Here is an 18,082-nt window from a genome sequence, read left to right on the forward strand (position 1 = left end):
AACCACGTCTGATCCTCCTTCCGGAGATCTTAGAAGCACGCTTCAACGATGCCGGGCGGTGAGCAAATCCGACCTTTCCAGTGCCACCATGATCTCAAGCAGCTATCGATCAAGTAAGCATTCGGCAGCACCGCACTCTGCAGAGCAAGAGAGGCGCGGTCGAGTAGCTCAGCCATTTGGCTTTCGCCCTCACAGATCCGGGCGGGCGGATTTCCCGCACCCGGCTCTTCCCGAGGGTAACCCGCGTCATATCCGCGCCTGCGCCCAAGTGCGAGTGATGCGTGGAACGGGCAGAGGGAAGCGTGCCGTCAGGGTGTCGAACTCCGACCAGCCCATGCGCCGACTTTTCTGGCTGCGTCGTCTCAGACAACGTAGCCAGATCCGACGCACTTCGCGGTAGAAGCCGTTGAGCGCTGGATAATTGTGCGGCCTGCCATAGTAGCCGTAGTGCCCGCGCAGTGCGGCGGCGAACCGCTCGTGCTGCGTGGCCAGTGGCGCGTGCATGAGCCGCCAGGCGTCCTGGCGCAACGCCGTCAGCTTGCGCGTCAGGCGTTTCCCTTCCGTCTTGTGCTTCACGATGAACCGGCCATCTCGGGTCCGCCCGCAGTAGTGGGTGAAGCCGAGGAAGGCGAAGGTCTCTGGTCGCCGCTCGCCGCGCCGCTGACGCGAGACGGCCGCGAACCGGCCAAACTCGATCAGCCGCGTCTTGCCCTCATGAAGCATCAGGCCAAAGCTGGCCAGCCGCACCTTGAGGGCCAAGAGCATTTCCTGCGCATCTGCCTTGCTCTCGAAGCCCATGACGAAGTCGTCCGCATAGCGCACGGTCACGACGCGACCGCGGGCATGACGACGACGCCATTGGTGGGCCCAGAGATCGAGGATGTAGTGCAGGAAGATGTTGGCAAGGAGCGGGCTGATGGTTCCCTGAACGCAAAAGATAACTTTGCGGTGGGGGAGCGGTCACGGAGCTATTGGCGGCGCCGGGCGCCTTTCCACCGGGAGGGGTGGGTGGGAGGGGGATGGAGTGGCGGATGACGATCTTGTCGTCGCCAACGAGGACTTCCTTCACGAGAAGGCGCAGCACGCGTTGGCGTTCGATTATATCGAGCGCGCCGACGGACGAGCGGAGGCGCTCGAGGAAGCTAGTCACGGATTCAGCGAGACGCAGACAAACCTCCTGCTCCTGCGATTGGTCTTCGATCGCCTGCAGCGCCGACAAGCAAGCCTGTTCGCGGCTACGCAAATCGGGCATGCGACTGCGCAGCTCTTCAAGTGAGAGAAGGCTCTCTTGATAGGCCGTGAGGAGACGCTCGATGCTTTTCCGGGAACGCGCAAGATCGCGGCGAAGCGTTTCCTCCCGGCGCTGTGTGGGATCGGAGTTGCGCGCCGCCTTGAGCCGGCGCTCAAGTTCGTCTTCGATGAGCTGTCGGTCTTCAAGTAAACGCGCGATCTCTTTCCATACCACCTCGTCCAGCAAATCCTGGCGCGTCGGGCGACTGTCGCAGACCGGCCCGCCGAGCCGGCGCCAGCCATCCGAGCCCAAGCAGCGGTAGTAATGGATGGTTCGAGCGCTCGACCTGGTCGAGGTGCGATAGAGCCCATAGCCGCATTTGGCGCAGCTCAACAATCCTTGCAGGGCGCTCGGCGTGATCGTGCGTCGCGGGGCATGCTTCTTGTTGGCTTCCAAAAGCTCGTTCGCCAATGCGAAGGTCTCTTCGCTGATGATGGTCGGCACAGGGATTTCGATCCACTCTGTGCGAGGAAGCTCATGATTTGCGCTATTGCGAGGAGCGACGCCGCCGCGCAATCGCAACGGCCGCGTCACACGCATGCGCGGCGCGATCCGCGTCTTGCCAAAGCAGGCCGTTCCTTTATACGCGGGATTGCGCAGCATCGCCCAGACCGTCGAGCGCTCCCAGCGGCCTGTTTCTTTGGCTGTCGGAATCTGGCGCTCATTGAGCAGGCGCGTGATGGCGCCGATGCTGTGGCTTTTTGCGGTGTAAAGCTCGTAGACCCAGCGCACGATACCGGCCTGTCGCTCGTCGATCTCATAATAGGCGGCAGAGTGATCGGTCTTGCGCTTGTAGCGATAGCCAAACGGAGCGCCGGAAAGCACGCTCACTTGGCCTTGAAGGGCGCGATGGCGCTTCCCTCGCCGCGACCGTTCCAGGATTTGCGCGCGTTCATATTCGGCGATCATGCCCTGAAACTGCAGCAGCAGCTCGTCTTCCGGCGTCGCTGCCCGTCTCGAGCGAATGAACAAGACTTCGACGCCGGCGCGCGCGAACTCTTCGATAAGAAGGATTTGATGCGCATAGCGCCGGCTCAGCCGATCGGGAGCGTAGACGAGCACGGCTTGGATCCGCCCTTCTGCGGCGAGGTCGCGCAGTCGTTCAAGTCCGGGGCGCAACAAGCTCGCGCCGCTATAGCCGTCGTCTTCGATCACCCATTCCGCCGGCACGTCGCAGTTCTGCTCGCGCGCGAAAGCGATCAGCGCGCTCGTCTGACTGGCGATCGTGTTCTCCTCCTTCTGTTTGTCCGACGACACTCTGGCGTAAATCGCGGCGGTCTTCATCTTCGCCTCCCGTCACATCGGCGCCAGCGCGCGCGAAGCGCACCTGATCTGGAACGAGAATTTCGTAAACCTGTTCAAGTTTGACGGCGACGAGGCGATCGAACGCAAATTCGAGTCGAACGTCGCGTTTTTTTCGCCGCTCAGCCATCTTCGCGGACAGACGCGAGATAAGCGGCCACCGCTCGGCGCATCACCTCGCTTGCCGAAAGCCTGGAAGCCGTCGCATGCGTCTGGAGTTTTTGGGCAAGATCGGCCGGCATCTTCAGGGAGAGCGTCACTGATGGCTGCGGCGCGGGAAGGAGCCGCTCCCTGCTTTTGGCCACTTCGAGATAGCGATAGGCCTGCCGCAGCGACAAGCCGCTTTCGCGCGACAGCACCAAGGCCGCCTCCGCCATGCCGATTTTCTTCGCGAGCAAGCGTCGCGCCGCCCTCAGCCGCTCGGCTTTCTGCGCTTGCGTCGATCGAATCATATGACATAACGGTATTACCTTTTGCGTCTCAAATCAACAACGGCTCTATCACGCCAGCCGACGATGACGCGTTCAAAGCGGAAGTTATCTTTTGCGTTCAGGGAGCCATGCCTGCCCCTTGCGGCGTGCCCCTGTCCGTCTCTCGCTTCTCGCCGCTCTCAAGAACACCGGCCCGCAGCCACAGCTCGAGGAGCCGTAGGATGCGAGGATCGGCGATCCTGTGCGCCACCATCCGCAACAGCCACTCGTGGTCGACCGAGTCGAAGAAGCTGCGTATGTCGGCATCGAGCACCCAGTTCACACGCTGGCTCATGATCGCCGTATGCAAGGCATCAAGCGCCATATGAGGATTCCGCCCCGACCGGAAGCCGTAGGAGAACCCAAGGAAGTCGGCCTCATAGACGGCGCTCAACACCTCGGCCACCGCGCTTTGGACGATCTTGTCCTCGAGCGCCGGCACACCGAGAGGCCGCTTACCGCCATCGGCTTTGGGGATGTAGACTCGCCGCACCGGCTGTGGCCGGTAGCGACCAGTGTGGACCCGTCCGCAGAGGTCGCGGATGTTATCCGTGAGCCCCTCTTCGTACTTCGCCATCGTTACCCCATCGACCCCCGCGCTGGCCTGCCGCTTTTGTCGTCGAAACGCCCGAAGCAGAGCGTCCTCGTCGATGTGGTGCAGCAAGGCCGTGAACCGGGTTTGGGCAGCCCGCTTGGCCGCCGCGTTCACCCGATCGAGGTTCGGCGGCAAGGCAACCCGGCTCTGTGTCCGGACCCTGGCCTTCTCGCGCGGGCTCCCCTCGGGCTGGCCCCTTCCCTCCATACGTCTCGTTTCCTTCGACGACTTCACAGGTACTATGGACCAGTCCGACTCCCGACCTCAGCTCGGACCGCGGCTCTGGCAGTGCCTCGCCGCTGTCCCCCACTGGAGACCAATCCAGTGGACCCGATCGGGCCTCTCATGTTCCGATGATTGCCTTCCATGCGTGATGCGGCCATCGACCCCGACGGAGCGGCATCGTCTCGCATAACGACGATGCTCATGCTGCCTTCGTGACTAGGGAACACACTCGGCCTCCGGCTGATGGCGCTGGTGGTCGAAGGCATGACCGGCGCGGCATGTGCAGTGAGATCGGCGACAACGTGAAGGCCTTCCTCAACCGCCCGCTCTAGGGCGATCGGCCCTATCTGTGGATCGGCCACGTACGTGAAGCTGCGTCAGCAGGGGCGCATCGTCTCGGTCGCGGTGACCATCGCGTCGAGTTAACAGCGACGGCCGGCGTGAGGCGCTCGGCATTGACGTCGGCCCATCCGAAGCCGAGACGTTCTGGGCCGCGCTCCTGCGCAAGCTCGTCCGCCGCGGCCTGCGGGGCTACGGGCTCGTCGTCTCCGATACTCATGAGGGATCACGGCCACGGTCGGCGAAGTTCTCAACGCCACTAGCGCTGCCGCGTCCACTTCATGCGCAATGCGCTGGCACGTGCCGGCAAGAGCGCACGGCGCCTCGTCTCCGCCTTCATCGCCACGGTGTGCGCCCAGGACGATGCCGAGGACGCGCGGGCGTAATGGCGCTGCGTCGCCGACCAGCTCCGCTCCCCTGCCAAAGCGCGGCGCCTTCCTTGCAGCGCCGGATCCGCTACTGACGGGCAATGCACGGCGGCGGGCAGGAACTCATCTTCCGTCAGACCTCCGGCTCTTGCGATTGATTTGATACGCAAGCGGCTGACCGCTGGCGTTGTCACGTGACGATCTCCTTCATCCCGCTAATCCCGAATCTTTTTCGATTCGCCTGTGCGATGTAGTGCGCGGGCTTCTTCGCCATGTTTCTGAACTTGGCCACTCTAGAATCAGAAATGCCGTCAGTTGCGAGTTCCTTGCGTGCAATGAAAATTCAGATCGAAGCCCGTAGCACGAGTAAGTACGCGGCAACGGGCGGTGCTCCCGCCGCTCTTCGTAAATATGAATGTGCATCACGTCTTCGACCTCTGGACCCACGAGTGGAGAAGCAGCGGCAGCTATGCCGGCGGCAGTCTTATGGGCTTCGAAATAAAACCGAGGTCCTACGCCTTCTCGACGCCCTGCGTGAGCGAATAGCGGAGTTCGGTCTTTCGCTAAATGAGGAGAAGACCCGGATTCTGAAATTTGGACGGTACGGGGCCGAGCGCCTCTCGCGCCGGGGCAACGCCGCCCGAAGACGTTCGACTTCCTCGGGTTCACGCACATCTGCGCGGTGCACCCAACGAAATCCGCACTTCACAATGCGGATTTCACGGATCGTGAGCATCGATTTCGCGCGATCGTGAGCACTGAATTCAGACGATCGTGAGCAGCCCGCTACGGCCGATGGGAGATAGAGTCAGTGTTCTGGTTGCCGTCAAGGGTGATGGTTTTGGCGCTGCGTTTTCGCATGCTTTCTCCGGTGAGCTGGAGGCGGTGGGCGTTGTGGACGAGGCGATCGAGAATGGCGTCGGCGACCGTGGGGTCCCCAATGGCTCCATGCCAGGTGTCCACGGGGAGCTGACTTGTGACGATGGTGGATGCGCGGCCATGTCGGTCCTCGAGGATTTCGAGCAGATCGCGGCGTTCCGCGGCGGTGAGCACCGATAGTCCCCAATCATCCAAAATCAGAAGCTGAGCGCGGCCGAGGCTTTTGAGGAGCCGGGCGTAGCGTCCGTCTCCGCGCGCGAGCGCGAGCGCCTCGAACAGCCTTGGAACGCGATGATAGAGGACTGATCGGTTGTCGCGGCAGGCCTTGTGGCCGAGCGCGCAGGCTAACCAACTTTTGCCCAGGCCGGTTGCCCCGGTGACGAGCAAATTCTCGTGGCGATCGATCCAGCGACCTTCGACGAGTTTGGCGAAAACGGCGCGGTCGATGCCCCGCGGGGTGCGCAGATCGACGTCCTCGACGCAAGCAGTCTGGCGCAGTGCGGCGATCTTGAGGCGCGTGGTGAGCCGCCTGGTGTCGCGTTCGGCGGCTTCGCGGTCGACCAACAGGCCGATGCGATCTTCGAACGGCAGGGCTTCGAGATCGGGCGATCGGCGCTGCTCCTCGAAGGCCTTGGCCATTCCGGTCAGTCGGCGCCGTAGCTTTTGACGAGCGCCAGAATGCCAAGGCAGGTTCGAAAGCCTTGTTCTGGATGGGGCCGGGCGTCGATCGCGGCCTGGAAAAACGCTGCTGTCGAAGGACCGATCCGCTCGCCGGCGGCGATCACCGCGGCGGGGGTCCATTTGCCGTAGCGGCGATGGGCGCTGGGCATGTGGTCGGCGATGGTGGTGTGTCCGCGTCGGTTGGGCGCGCGGGCATGGCTGGCGATCCGCTGGCCCTTGTGGAAGATCTCGACCGTCCGATCGTCGATACGGGCATCGACCAGCTCGCCAATCAGACGATACGGCGCGGAGTACCAATGGCCGTCGACCTCGACATGATAATCGGGAGCGAGGCGGCAGCGCTTCCAGCGTGCGAAGGCATAAGGCTGATCTGGCAGCGGGGTTAGCTTGGGTTTGTCGAGTTCGGCAAACAGTTCGGCGCGGCTTGAGCCGAAGCCACGCATTTGACGAGCATTGAGTTCGTCGACGAGTGTCTTGATGGCGGCGTTGAGCTCGGCCCGGGAAAAGAAGCGCTGATTGCGCAGCCGGGCCAGAATCCAGCGCTGGGCGATTTGCACCGCGACCTCGACCTTCGCCTTGTCTTTTGGGCGCCGCGGCCGTGCGGCGAGAATGGCGGTGCCGTAATGGCTCGCCATCTCGGCATAAGTGCGATTGAGGCCGGGATCGTAGCGGTCGGGGTTGCTGACGGCGGCTTTGAGGTTGTCGCAGACCACGAACGTCGGCGTTCCGCTCAAAAACGTGAACAAGTTGACGTGGGCCCGGATCCAGTCGGCCAAGCTCTCGCTGGGGCAGGCCTCGGCGTAGGTGTAGTTCGAAGCGCCCATCGCCGCGACGAACAGCTTCATCGGCTGCACTTCCCCGGTCAGGGGATCGACGATGTCGATGGTGTCGCCGGCGAAATCCACGAACACCTTCTCGCCGCCCAGATGAATCTGCCGCATCGAAGGTCGGACCCGCCCCTTCCAGGCCTCGTAGGTAGTGCAGAACCACGTGTACCCGAAACCGTCGGGATTAACGGCGCGATACTCCTCCCAGAGCAGGCGACGGGTTACGTTGCGCCGGCGGAGCTCTTTATCGATGTAGCTCCAGTCGGGCACCGGCCGCTGCGGGCTCTGAGACGCTGGTCGTGGGGCCGGGAAAAGCAAAAGCTCCAGGTCTTCATCGGTCATTCCCTCCGGAAGCGGCCAGCTCAACCCAGCAGAGCGGGCGCGGCTCAGGTAGCTGTGCACAACGCCGTTGCTGACGCCCACGCTCCGCGCGATGGCCCGCTCTGGCAGGCCTTGAAAATGTTTTAACCGAAGGACTTCCTTGATCCGGCGCATCGACAATCTCTGGGTAGGCATTGGACTTCCTCGTTAACCACGAGGTCATCCCTAAGCCGGTTGAGTTGTCGGCCGAAGCGCTGCAAGGCTCCGAAAGCCTTGCTCACGATCCCGCGAAATCGTTGCTCACGATCCCCTGAAATCCGCGCTCACGATCCCGCGAAACGCGCATCACAATCCGACGGGTGACAATCGACTCCCGCAATGCCAGGATGGCACGATACGACACGGCGTAACGAACCGCCGCCAGGCGTTCATCGTTGATACCGGCGCGTGGCTCCGCCGCGTGTTGCAGGGATACCTGAACTACGACACCATTCACGGGACTCTGATACGGGCTCGCGCCTTGGCCCGGTGCGATGCTTACGCGCTGGCCCGCCGAGCGACCACAGCGCGTTCTGCAGACCCTCGGCCAGGCGACGAAGCTCTCGCCCCAGGACTGGTAGTCGCCTCACGTGTCTCGGCGATCAGCTTCGGATGTTGTCCGTGAACAAGCCTCCAAGCACTTGATTGAGAGTCTGTTTTCCGGTTGCGGCGGCATTTGAGATTGCAGGGGATTGGGGCTTCACAGCAAAAACCTGCAATTTCGATTTTGGATTTCCCTGCCGCTGCGAACCGTGATTCTGTGCTGCATCGGAGGGACCGATGCGACCAAAGAAGCACAGGACGACAGGCTCGAACGATCTGTTCCGGTCCCGGCTGGACCAGATCATCAACATGCGACACGAGCTGGTTCTGCTCGCCGGCAGGGTCGATCGGGACTGGATCGACGGCGAGATCGCGCCGCTCTACAGCGACAACGGCAGGCCGGGTATCGCGACCCGCTTCATGATCGGATTGCTGCTGCTCAAGCACATCTACGAGGGGGTGTGCGAGCGCTGGGTCCACGATCCGTACTTCCAGTTCTTCACCGGCGAAGAGTTTTTCCAGCACGTTTTCCCGCATGAGCGCTCAGACCTGAGCCACTGGCGCAAGCGGCTCGGCGACAAGCTGGAGCGGTTGTTGGCCGAGAGCCTTCGCGTGGCGCACGCGAGCGGTGCGTTGCGCAGCCAGGACCTCAAGCGGGTCACGGTCGACACGACCGTCCAACCGAAGGCCATCAGCTTCCCGACCGACGCCAAGCTGCTGCATGCAGCGATCCGCGGGTTGAACCGCCTGGCGAGGAAGCACGGGGTCAGGCTCCGGCAATCCTATGTTCGCGTGGCCAAAAGCGCGGCGATGATGGCGGGCCGCTACGCTCATGCCAAACAATTCAACCGGCATCAGCGACAGCTGCGCATCCTGCGCAGCCGGCTGGGCCGGATCATCCGCGACATTCGCCGCAAGACCGAGGGCCAGGCCGCATTGGAGGGGGCATTCGCCCTGCCGCTGAGCCGAGCCACCCAGATCGGCTCGCAGCAGCAGCGCCAGCGCGGCTGGAAGTTGTATTCCTTCCATGCTCCGGAGGTCGAGTGCATCGGCAAGTGCCGCGCGGCGAACAGGATGGAAGTGGAGCGTCGACCATGATGAGAGGGCTACGCCGGGCTCGTGACGCAGGGAGGGCGTAGCCCGACCGGAGTTACGAGCCCGGCGTCGGCGCGATCCACAGCGGACCGCGCCGACTGGTGATCGCGGCCGGCTGGTTATGCAAGTGGTTCTTCCGCCAAGAGGAATCACTCGCGTGCCAGGCCGACACATTACCGATCACCAAATGAGGCTCTACATGAAGTACCGTCAGACCGATAGCCCACCCGTGGCCGCCGCCAAGGCTTCGTTCAGCACCTCGACCGCTTACCGGATCGAGAAGGATCGACGCCTTCCGTCGCAGAAGAAGGCTCCCCGCGGCCGTCGCCGGCCAGATCCCTTGGCCCGCGTATTTGAGACAGATATCGCGCCGATGCTGAAGGCCGCCCCCGGTGTGCGGCCGGTCACGATCTTCGAGGAGTTGCTCCGACGCCATCCCGAGCTCGGCGCCGGCATCCGTCGCACGCTGGAGCGCCGGATCCGGGCCTGGCGGGCGATCCACGGCGAGGAGCAGGAGGTCATCTTCCGCCAGACCCACGAACCCGGTCAGCGCGGCCTGTCCGACTTCACCGACATGGGCGAATTGGGTGTCACGATCGCGGGCGTACCGCTCGACCATCGTCTCTATCACTTCCGGCTGGCCTATTCCGGGTTTGAGCACGCCCATGTCGTGCTCGGCGGTGAGAGCTTCGTCGCTCTGGCCGAAGGCCTGCAGAATGCCTTGTGGTCACTCGGTGGGGCGCCACGGGAGCATCGCACCGACAGCCTGTCGGCCGCCTTTTGCAATCTCGACCGCGACGCCAAAGACGATCTGACGCGGCGATACGAAGACCTCTGTGCCCATTACGGCATGCGGCCTTCCCGCAACAATCGTGGCATCGCCCACGAGAACGGGGCGATCGAGAGTTCGCATGGTCATCTCAAGCGAGCGATCGGCGACGCGCTGTTGCTGCGTGGCACCGCCGACTTCGACGATCTAGCTGCCTATCGTGGCTTCATCGATGAGATCGCCAGCCGCCGCAATGCCCGCAACGCCAAGCGGATCGACAGTGAACGTAGCGCACTTCAGGATCTGCCGGACCGCCGCACGTCGGACTATGAAGAGGTGATCGTCCACGTGACGTCGTCCGGCGGCTTCACCTTGCGCAAGGTGTTCTACACGGTGCCGTCGCGCTTGATCGGCCATCGGCTGCGGGTGCGCCTGTATGACGATCACCTCGACGTGTTTGTCGGCGGCACGCATCTCCTCACCTTGCCGCGCGGGCGGCCGCATCCCAATGGCAAGCACGATCAGGTCGTCGATTATCGGCACGTGATCCATTCCTTGCGGCGCAAGCCGATGGCGCTCCTCAACCTGGTCTACCGCGACCAGCTGTTCCCCCGGGAAGCTTACCGCCGAGCCTTCGACGTCTTGCGCAAACGCTTACCGGACAAGAAGGCCTGCCGGATCATGGTCGATCTCCTCGCACTCGCCCATGAGCGCGGTTGCGAGGCCGAACTCGCCAATCAGCTCACGGCTGACCTGAACGACGGCCGGCTGCCCGACCTCAACCGGCTACGTACTCACTTCGCCCCGGATCCCGCCCAGGTGCCGAACGTCGTGGTACGCCTCGCACCGCTCGCCACCTATGAATGCCTCATCGGTACCGCCGAGATCGGAGGCGCCGCATGAGCACAACCAACGTAGTCGACACCGCGCGCCTCAATCTGTTGCTCAACGAGCTGCGGCTGCCCGCCATCAAGGCGCTGTGGCCGCAATTTGCCGAGCAATCCGATAAAGAAGGCTGGCCGGCGGCGCGCTTCCTCGCCACCATTGCCGAGCACGAGATCGCTGAGCGCGGCCGCCGCCGCATCGAGCGCCATCTCGTCGAGGCGCGGCTGCCTACCGGAAAGACCTTTGACAGCTTCGACTTCGAGGCCGTGCCGATGATCTCCAAGGCGCAAATGACCGCACTCGCCGCCGGCGACGGCTGGCTCGGCAAGGGCGCCAATCTGCTGCTGTTTGGTCCGCCCGGTGGAGGCAAGAGCCACTTGGCGGCAGCAATCGGCTTGGCCCTCATCGAGAACGGATGGCGCGTCCTGTTCACCCGCACCACCGATCTCGTGCAGAAGCTCCAGGTGGCTCGCCGCGAGCTCAACCTCGAGGGCGCCATCAACCGCCTCGATCGCTTCGATCTCGTCATCTTGGACGATCTTGCCTATGTCACCAAGGACCAGGCCGAGACCAGTGTGCTGTTCGAGCTCATCAGCGCACGCTACGAGCGACGCTCTTTGCTGATCACCGCCAATCAGCCCTTTGGAGAATGGAACAAGGTCTTTCCGGACCCAGCTATGACCCTCGCGGCGATCGATCGCCTTGTTCACCACGCCACCATCGTCGAGATGAACGTCGAGAGCTATCGCAGGCGGACTGCCCTCGAGCGAAAGCGTGGTCCAGGGCGGCCACCGGAGCACGCGACACAAAAAACGCTCGCTTGATTGACGCTCCGCGACAATCAAAGCAAACAAAACTCTTCGTATTGCCTCTCATATCGATGCTCCCGGGCGCGATCAGTTGCCTCATTTATTTTGCTCCTGGCCTGAGTTGAGGAGGAGGCCGGGTGCGGAGATGGCCGGGGTTTCGGAGCGCCCGGCCTCCTCCGCTGGCACCTCGCACGTCATTGGGGTGTTGTGACCTCATGCCCTGGCGGCATTTTTTCTGAAGCAAACAGCAGCGCATTCGCTTGCTCGCTGCGCCAGGATTTCAACCGACGTTGAAGGGTTCGAAGAAGCTTGTTCGGATAGTCTCCAGGATATTCCACCTGCAGGCGCGAGAGCAGTTCGCTGCCGGTCCGCCAAGGCTCGGCTTCAAACCATTTTCTCAAATCTGACGTTGCCCGGATAAGCGGATCGGGACGACGCCGGCCCCTTTTAGCCTTCACGATTGGCCGATCCGTCGGGCGCGTGGCGCCGTCCTTCCAGGCCGTTCGCAGGCTTGCCAGGAAGCGATCAATCGATTGTGATGCCGCAGCAGGATGGGCGGATGGTTGGATATCCGCGAGCGCCGCGAGGCGCTCCTGCACGTCGCGGATGTCGCGCAACAACGTGACCGGATCGAGAGCGGTATAGATTTCCTGGAGATGGTGGCGGACCGCATCAGGCGTGCGGGCGTCCGCTGACAGGCGCTGGTGGGGTGTTGCCGGCGCGCTGTATGTCTTACGTACACGAGCACCGTCGCGCTGCTTGGCTAACAGTTTGAACGAAGGTTGGAAGAAGTTTACGAACAGCCGCGCTGACCGATAGAGTTCCGCCAGTAGCTTGGCCGCCTCCAGGCCTTCGAACCTACGATAGCCGACCATCCTGCGCACGACGGCGCCGTTCTTTTGCTCGACGAACGCCTGGTCATTCTTCCGGTAGGGACGGCAACGCGTGAAGACAATGTTGGCCGCCTCGCAGTAGGCCTTCAACGTCTCATTCATGAACACGGTGTCATTGTCCGTGTCGAAGCCGAGCAGCGCAAAAGGCAATTGCTTGCGCAATTCCGTCAGCACCGTGCTCACCAGCGTCTGTTCGCGCACGATCAGAGGTGCGCACTCTGTCCAGCCGGTAGCAATGTCGGTGAGCACGAGGGTCTGGATGAAGCTGCCGCGCGCAGATGGACCGCTATGCGCTACAAGGTCGGCCTCGACGAATCCCGGCGCCGGATCATTCCAATCTGCCGAAGTCCGTATTGGAATACTGCGACGCAGGGAATGCCCCGCGTGCCGCCGGCGCTTGCGACCCAATTTTTCTCGAACCCGCACCAAGGCGCGGTCGATCGTCGCAGCGCTCATCGCCAAAAGTTTGGTGCGAATCTCAGGGGCAAGGTCGAGGTGCCCGTACCGTTCCATCGCCTCAATCAGCGCGGGCATTAATGCTTTCAGTCGCTTCCCGCAGATGCGGTCTGACGCCTCCCAAAGCAGCACGAGTGCGGTGTGTTCTGCTTCATTATATATCCGACGTCGCGCCCGTCGGCCCGGATGTACGCCTTCCTGGTTTCGAAGTAGACGCATCGCATGCTTCCGATGGAATCCGGTGATGTCGACGAACTCGTCCAATATCCGCGCCTTCTTCGCGCGATCCGACCGCCGATAGCGCACGCCTGCCGCCGCCGTCAGTTCCTTCCGCGTTGCCATGCTTAGCCACCCCATCTCCGCCCCTCGCTCGTTCCCGGTCCAGGGGAGCAATTTACGTGAGGCAACGGCTTAGGATCCGGTAACAATTAAGGCGAGGCAATGCGCTCTTGCGCGCGACAATCATCGCGGCGATCATCATCGCGCCGCGACACTGACTCGCCATCCTGATCGCCGCGCTCTTCCGACCCAGATCGTCGCGCTATATCGGCAAGGGCAAGGCCGCCGCGCCCTATGAGTTCTGCGTGAAGGCCTCCATCGTCACCAACAACCAAAGAGCTCCGGGCGGCTTGTTCGTGCTCCACGCCTGCTCGCTGCCGGACAACCCCTACGACGGTCACACCCTTCGCAACGTCATCGAGCGCACCGAGAGCCTCACCGGCTGCCCGATCGAACGGGCCTATGTCGACAAGGGATATCGCGGCCACGACACACAAAATCCCCGCCGCGTCTTCATCTCGGGCCAGAAGCGCGGCGTCTTCGGCGTCATCAAGCGCGAGCTACGCCGCCGTTCCGCCATCGAGCCCATCATCGGACACATGAAGAACGAAGGTCACCTTGGCCGCTGCTATCTCAAAGGCCGCGCCGGAGATGCCGCTAACGTTCTCCTCTCGGCCGTTGGCCACAACCTCCGCCGTGTCCTGGCTTGGCTCAGAGACCTTTTGTCCCTCTTCCTGCTCTCACTCTGGCCAACGCTCAACTGTCCAGTTCAGCCCAATTCGGCTTATTAACGATCGACTCGGATCGCAGGCAGCGCGGGCGACTCGCCGCCTTGGCTGACTTCAATCGGGAGCTAGTTCAGTTTCTGCGGAGAAAAATCTCGTGTTCCGAGCCTGGCGGCCCGATACCGGCTGTTTAGTTCACGTCCCCGAGAGTAAGACTTTTATTTGGCTCAGATCCGGATGGGGCAGAAGCTTGTGCAAACCCATTCGCAACTTGAGGTCTTCCGGCGCCCACGGATCTCCCTGCTGCCAGCTCGGGGGCACATAAAGAGACAAACTTGGCAGCGGCTGGTTGCGCCGCACTTGCGGCGCATAAGGCGAGGATGTTGAGTTGAAGCCGTCCATGTTCCACCCCCTGAACGCTTAAAGCCGACTACAGAAGGTCAGCGACAGGAAACAGCGCGGGCGCGGCCTGGCGCCTACCGACCTGGGGGGCTGGATAAAGGCACTATCCCTGCCGCTCCGCGCTGCCGTTGAGTTTAGCGGAAAGCGTGACTCGGCGCTGACCGTTCTGGATAGATAGCGCTGTCCCTGCCACGTCCCGTTAACCACAACGGCTCTGTATCCGGGCTGGCTTACTGAAAGCTGACGAGACCCGGCAATTCCCAAAACGAAAGCGGCCCGTGTGGGCAAGTTGCAGTCAAGCGTGAGAACGACGTTCCGGCGGCACGCTTGGTACCACGTCAGCCTGAGCATTCGCCAGCTAGCAGCTCCGGTGTCCAGCGCCCGGCCTGCCGGAGGGCCGCAGGCGGTGGCCACCAGAAGGGCCTCTTCCTTGTCGTTGAGTTCGCGCTCTGCCCGGTAGGCGGCTCTTCGCTCTGGTTCTCCGCCAGGTTGCCTTCGACAAAAACGTCGAAGGGTGGGAGACCGCCAAGTGGCCGACGCCCAGGCTTGTGGCGATCACGTCATCACTCATCCCGGCATCGGCCGCCAACCGGATCTGCGCCCCCTTGAGCGGACAGCGGTTGCCTGCCTCCGCCTAAGAAAAGCTCTATTCGACAAAAAGAGAGGTATCTATGGCAAACGAATCTTAGATAACTCGCGGCATCTTGAGTTCAGAGCAATCGTGGGATTTGGCGGGTGAGCTGAAGCCACTAAAGCGACCCACACCCTCGTCAGTGGGCGACATATGCCCTCGGCTCTGGAGGAAGTAGCTGCGATCGGGCTCTTATCGCAAGCTCAGTGAAGCGCCTGCCTTCCCGCGGGTGATGGCTGTGGCTTGAGATGATCCAATATCTTCGAGCCGGCGCTGAACGACCTCGACCAGAATTTCTCCAGAAAATCCAGGTGACACCGCAACAGCTCCGAGGAAGTTTTGGAGTCCGCGATATCCTTCAGAAAGGTGGCCTGATCGTGCAGGGAGGAAGCCGCCAAACCTAGTCCGTCCTTCAGGGCCGCAGCGAACAGGTTGCTTGTCGCTTCAATCGAGCTCTGCCATTCCCGAAAAGTAAATGGAATAGGCGATGCGGCTGTCGTAGATTTCCCAGCGCCATCGGCGGAAGCGCCAGATATCAGAGCCGGGTCGTGCCCGACATGTGGCCGCCGCTCGCGTTTCTCGTCTTCTCTTGCATTCGGTGCCATTCGAGATCTCCTAGCTTGAAGGGCTTATAACGTACTAAGTTGTTCGCCGCTCATTTCGATCATCCCCTACAAGGTACCACAATTGCCAACACGCGATACCTACCTCATTTGGTAACGTGGCAGCAAAGGAGGCAGTGAACGCGATACGGCCAGAGCCCATAGGCTGTAAAGCGCGCGTCCGTGTGCTGTCGCTTTGCCCACCGGTGCCGGCCCAGAGGCTGAGAACTGGGGCGATCGGATGGAGGATGGTGCCGGCTGCGCGTAGATGGCTGGCGGCGGCAAAGTCGGTGAGCGCACGTACATGGAGCAGCAATCAACATTCAATAATTGTTTAAGATTCTCCAAGCCGCTGGAACGGGCGATCGCTTCTACCCTGCTTCGAAGGCTTCACTGGCAGCCTGCTCGGCCTGTTGACGGCCCTGCCCTCTGAGCCAACGAGCGCTTCTGGACGGGCCACATGAAAGCGACTTTGAATCGCGGTGGATGCCCTCGACGGCTGGAAGCCGATTCGGCCGGCTGGCGTATATGATCTATTAGAACCATCTCGGCGGCTCGCGCAACCAGGCGACCGCCAGGCACTTAACCGCCGCGGCACCGCTATACGGGATCATCCAGAGGTTCTTGCCGACCGAATGCGAAATCCATGCTTCGATACGACGAGCTAACTGCCGGCGCAAACTTGCGATGTTCGGCGAAGCTTGTCCGGTGTCAGCTAGCGGGTTGGGTTAGGTGAAGCAATAGACGTTGCAAGCACCCCGCGCGGGAAAACGGCGTTGATGGACAATGGCGGCAATACCCTTGCGTCTCGAGTTTAGCTGGAGGCTTGCTTTTTCTCTCGCACGCAGGCTTACGTCCTGTGGCTCTCGAACGTGTGCGGCGCAATGTGGCACTCGGGCGATCTTGAGACGTATAAACGCTGTGATCGTATGAACTTGTAGCAGCGCGGCTCGAGATAGACGACCAGAGACATGCTCCAGATGGCACCGTCCCTAGTACCCGGAATCAGAGCTGAGTGATACGGCGGCCTTTGAAACGGCGTTGACGGACCTTTTTCTTGGTCCAGACGAAGGGCTCGGCTCTGTCGTTGTATGCGTTGACGTAGGCATCGATGTGTTCCTGAAGCTGCTTGAGGCTCGTGAAGGAGGTGCCGCTGAGCGACTGCCCCTGCAAGATGGAAAACCATACTTCGACCTGATTGAGCCATGGCGCACTTGTCGGCGTGAAATGAAATTGCACGTTGGGGTGGGCCTTGAGCCAGTCCTCGTTCTTTTTATGGGTGTTGAGGTTGTCGAGGATGACGTGAAGCTTGCGGTTCGGAAAAGCCGCGGTGACGCTGTTCATGAAATCGAGAAACTCGACGCGGCGCCGGCGTTTTGAATGGGTCGCGATGATCTTTCCGGTGGCGACTTCGAGCGCCGCAAACAATGTTGTGGTGCCATGCCGCTTGTAATCGTGGCTTTGGCCGGTCAAGGCGCGGCCATTGGGCAACTTCAGATAACCCTGCGCTCGCTCCAAAGCCTGGATCGAGGGCTTCTCGTCCACGCACAGCACAATGGCCTTCGCCGGCGGCGCGACATAGAGGCCGACAACATCGGCGGCTTTGGCCGTAAAGTTCGGGTCGTTGCTCTCGCACCAGGACTTGCGAGCCACCAGGTCAATCTTGTGGCTGCGCAGGAACCGCCAGACATATTGGACATCGACATCGCCCAGCGCCTCGGCCAGCAGGGGGCCGGTCCAGCGCGCAAACCCTTGCGGTGGCGGCTTATCCAGCAGCTTCAGAATCCGCTTGTCGGTCGTCTTCGTATAGATCGGCTGCTTGCCAGGCCGCGGCTTGTCTTGCAGCCCTTCAAGGCCATGGTCGGCATAGCGATGCCGCCAAAGGCTGACAATCCGCGGCTGGACCCCAACTTCCTTGGCGATCGACCGGGTGCTGCGCCCATCCGCCGCCAACAGAACTATCCGCGCCCGCTTCAAATCGCGCTGCAACGTCACCGGTGAGCGACAGCACGCCTCAAGCACCTTGCGATCTTTCCTCGAAAGGTGGACTTCTCTTGCTTCGGGTATCATCCCGACCTTGAATCACGACTCACGTTCCAAGAAAAGTGGGTACTAGTTGACGATCAGCACTACCGGCTTGTCAACCGAGTGGCAGGGTCCCCTAGCCAAGGTGGTACAAGTCGACGTCCTCGAGGGTGTAGGCGCTGAAGCTCCCGAAATGGGCGAACAAGTTGTTGCGCTTGGCGCCGCAGCTGATCCGGTGATCCGGTCGGCGAGGCCGCGGCCCAGAGGCTATCGGGCGAGCGCATCGGCGCCTCGCGGAAGATGCGAGCATCGATTGAGCGCCAGCCTGCAGATCGCAGCGTCAGGACAGGACGACCTAGTCACGTGAATCTAATGTTCGCCACATAAAGTCTGCTGGGTTTTGTGGCAGAAGCGTTTGACGGAAGCCAAAATCTGGTCTGCGGACTTGGTCCATTTGAAGGGCTTCGGGTTTTGGTTGTGCAGGTGGATGAAGGTGCAGATGTCGGCCTCGAGTTGCCCGACGGAGGTGTCGTCTAATCGCTGCTGGGACGTCAAGCATTTAGTTTCGTCAAGAGACGCTGCCGGGTGCGTGGTTGTCTTCGCGGTCGACATTGGTCGCCGCATGATGGAG

Annotated in this window: 10 protein-coding genes and 6 pseudogenes; 5 read left to right on the plus strand and 11 right to left on the minus strand. The window is 61.8% G+C overall.

Going from position 1 to position 18,082, the window contains the following annotated elements; translation table 11 throughout:
- Window positions 1–246: 246 nt before the first annotated feature.
- The 4 genes and pseudogenes from LPJ38_RS36740 to LPJ38_RS36755 form a co-directional block, all read right to left on the minus strand.
- Window positions 247–939: a reverse transcriptase domain-containing protein gene (locus LPJ38_RS36740; protein WP_310473517.1), complete on the minus strand. Its 693-nt coding sequence runs from the start codon at window positions 937–939 to the stop codon at window positions 247–249.
- Window positions 940–1,507: 568 nt separating this feature from the next.
- Window positions 1,508–2,575, minus strand: a pseudogene (locus LPJ38_RS36745) (recombinase family protein); the annotation flags it as partial.
- Between the two features lie 140 nt (window positions 2,576–2,715).
- Window positions 2,716–2,991 (minus strand): ribbon-helix-helix protein, CopG family, encoded by a 276-nt coding sequence (locus LPJ38_RS36750; RefSeq protein WP_231088522.1) that lies wholly within the window; start codon window positions 2,989–2,991, stop codon window positions 2,716–2,718.
- Window positions 2,992–3,142: 151 nt separating this feature from the next.
- Complete coding sequence (locus tag LPJ38_RS36755) at window positions 3,143–3,793, minus strand: reverse transcriptase domain-containing protein (RefSeq protein WP_231088536.1); 651 nt, start codon at window positions 3,791–3,793, stop codon at window positions 3,143–3,145.
- A gap of 371 nt (window positions 3,794–4,164) precedes the next feature.
- On the opposite strand from LPJ38_RS36755, the pseudogene LPJ38_RS36760 reads away from it, so the two are divergent.
- A pseudogene (locus LPJ38_RS36760) lies at window positions 4,165–4,605 on the plus strand (transposase); the annotation flags it as partial.
- Window positions 4,606–5,376: 771 nt separating this feature from the next.
- Here the strand turns inward: LPJ38_RS36760 and istB (LPJ38_RS36765) are convergent.
- Both istB (LPJ38_RS36765) and istA (LPJ38_RS36770) read right to left on the minus strand, forming a co-directional pair.
- Window positions 5,377–6,108 (minus strand): IS21-like element ISFK1 family helper ATPase IstB, encoded by a 732-nt coding sequence (gene istB / locus LPJ38_RS36765; RefSeq protein WP_014497992.1) that lies wholly within the window; start codon window positions 6,106–6,108, stop codon window positions 5,377–5,379.
- Window positions 6,109–6,116: 8 nt separating this feature from the next.
- Window positions 6,117–7,493: pseudogene (gene istA, locus LPJ38_RS36770) on the minus strand (IS21-like element ISFK1 family transposase); the annotation flags it as partial.
- A 624-nt stretch (window positions 7,494–8,117) separates the two neighbouring features.
- Here istA (LPJ38_RS36770) and LPJ38_RS36775 point away from each other — a divergent pair.
- From LPJ38_RS36775 to istB (LPJ38_RS36785), 3 genes and pseudogenes are all read left to right on the plus strand, one after another.
- Window positions 8,118–8,948: pseudogene (locus LPJ38_RS36775) on the plus strand (IS5-like element ISBj2_B family transposase); the annotation flags it as partial.
- A gap of 184 nt (window positions 8,949–9,132) precedes the next feature.
- Window positions 9,133–10,647 (plus strand): IS21-like element ISBj11 family transposase, encoded by a 1,515-nt coding sequence (gene istA, locus LPJ38_RS36780; RefSeq protein WP_039228609.1) that lies wholly within the window; start codon window positions 9,133–9,135, stop codon window positions 10,645–10,647.
- On the plus strand, window positions 10,644–11,453 hold the full coding sequence (istB, locus tag LPJ38_RS36785; protein ID WP_018270204.1) for an IS21-like element ISBj11 family helper ATPase IstB: 810 nt from the start codon (window positions 10,644–10,646) through the stop codon (window positions 11,451–11,453). The genes istA (LPJ38_RS36780) and istB (LPJ38_RS36785) overlap by 4 nt, the downstream gene beginning before the upstream one ends.
- A 179-nt stretch (window positions 11,454–11,632) precedes the next feature.
- Here istB (LPJ38_RS36785) and LPJ38_RS36790 read toward each other — a convergent pair whose 3' ends face one another.
- Window positions 11,633–13,144 (minus strand): ISNCY-like element ISBj12 family transposase, encoded by a 1,512-nt coding sequence (locus LPJ38_RS36790; RefSeq protein WP_011084703.1) that lies wholly within the window; start codon window positions 13,142–13,144, stop codon window positions 11,633–11,635.
- Window positions 13,145–13,332: 188 nt separating this feature from the next.
- On the opposite strand from LPJ38_RS36790, the pseudogene LPJ38_RS36795 reads away from it, so the two are divergent.
- Window positions 13,333–13,857: pseudogene (locus LPJ38_RS36795) on the plus strand (transposase); the annotation flags it as partial.
- A gap of 129 nt (window positions 13,858–13,986) precedes the next feature.
- Here the strand turns inward: LPJ38_RS36795 and LPJ38_RS36800 are convergent.
- The 4 genes and pseudogenes from LPJ38_RS36800 to LPJ38_RS36815 all read right to left on the minus strand — a co-directional run.
- Window positions 13,987–14,193: a hypothetical protein gene (locus LPJ38_RS36800; RefSeq protein ID WP_011084638.1), complete on the minus strand. Its 207-nt coding sequence runs from the start codon at window positions 14,191–14,193 to the stop codon at window positions 13,987–13,989.
- Window positions 14,194–15,027: 834 nt separating this feature from the next.
- Window positions 15,028–15,429, minus strand: a complete 402-nt coding sequence (locus tag LPJ38_RS36805) for a hypothetical protein (RefSeq protein WP_145643229.1) — start codon at window positions 15,427–15,429, stop codon at window positions 15,028–15,030.
- A gap of 1,002 nt (window positions 15,430–16,431) precedes the next feature.
- Window positions 16,432–17,496, minus strand: a complete 1,065-nt coding sequence (locus tag LPJ38_RS36810; protein WP_039228620.1) for an IS630-like element ISRj1 family transposase — start codon at window positions 17,494–17,496, stop codon at window positions 16,432–16,434.
- Between the two features lie 324 nt (window positions 17,497–17,820).
- Window positions 17,821–17,979: pseudogene (locus tag LPJ38_RS36815) on the minus strand (IS630 family transposase); the annotation flags it as partial.
- Between the last annotated feature and the right edge of the window lie 103 nt (window positions 17,980–18,082).

The organism is Bradyrhizobium daqingense (assembly GCF_021044685.1).
GTDB lineage: Bacteria > Pseudomonadota > Alphaproteobacteria > Rhizobiales > Xanthobacteraceae > Bradyrhizobium > Bradyrhizobium daqingense.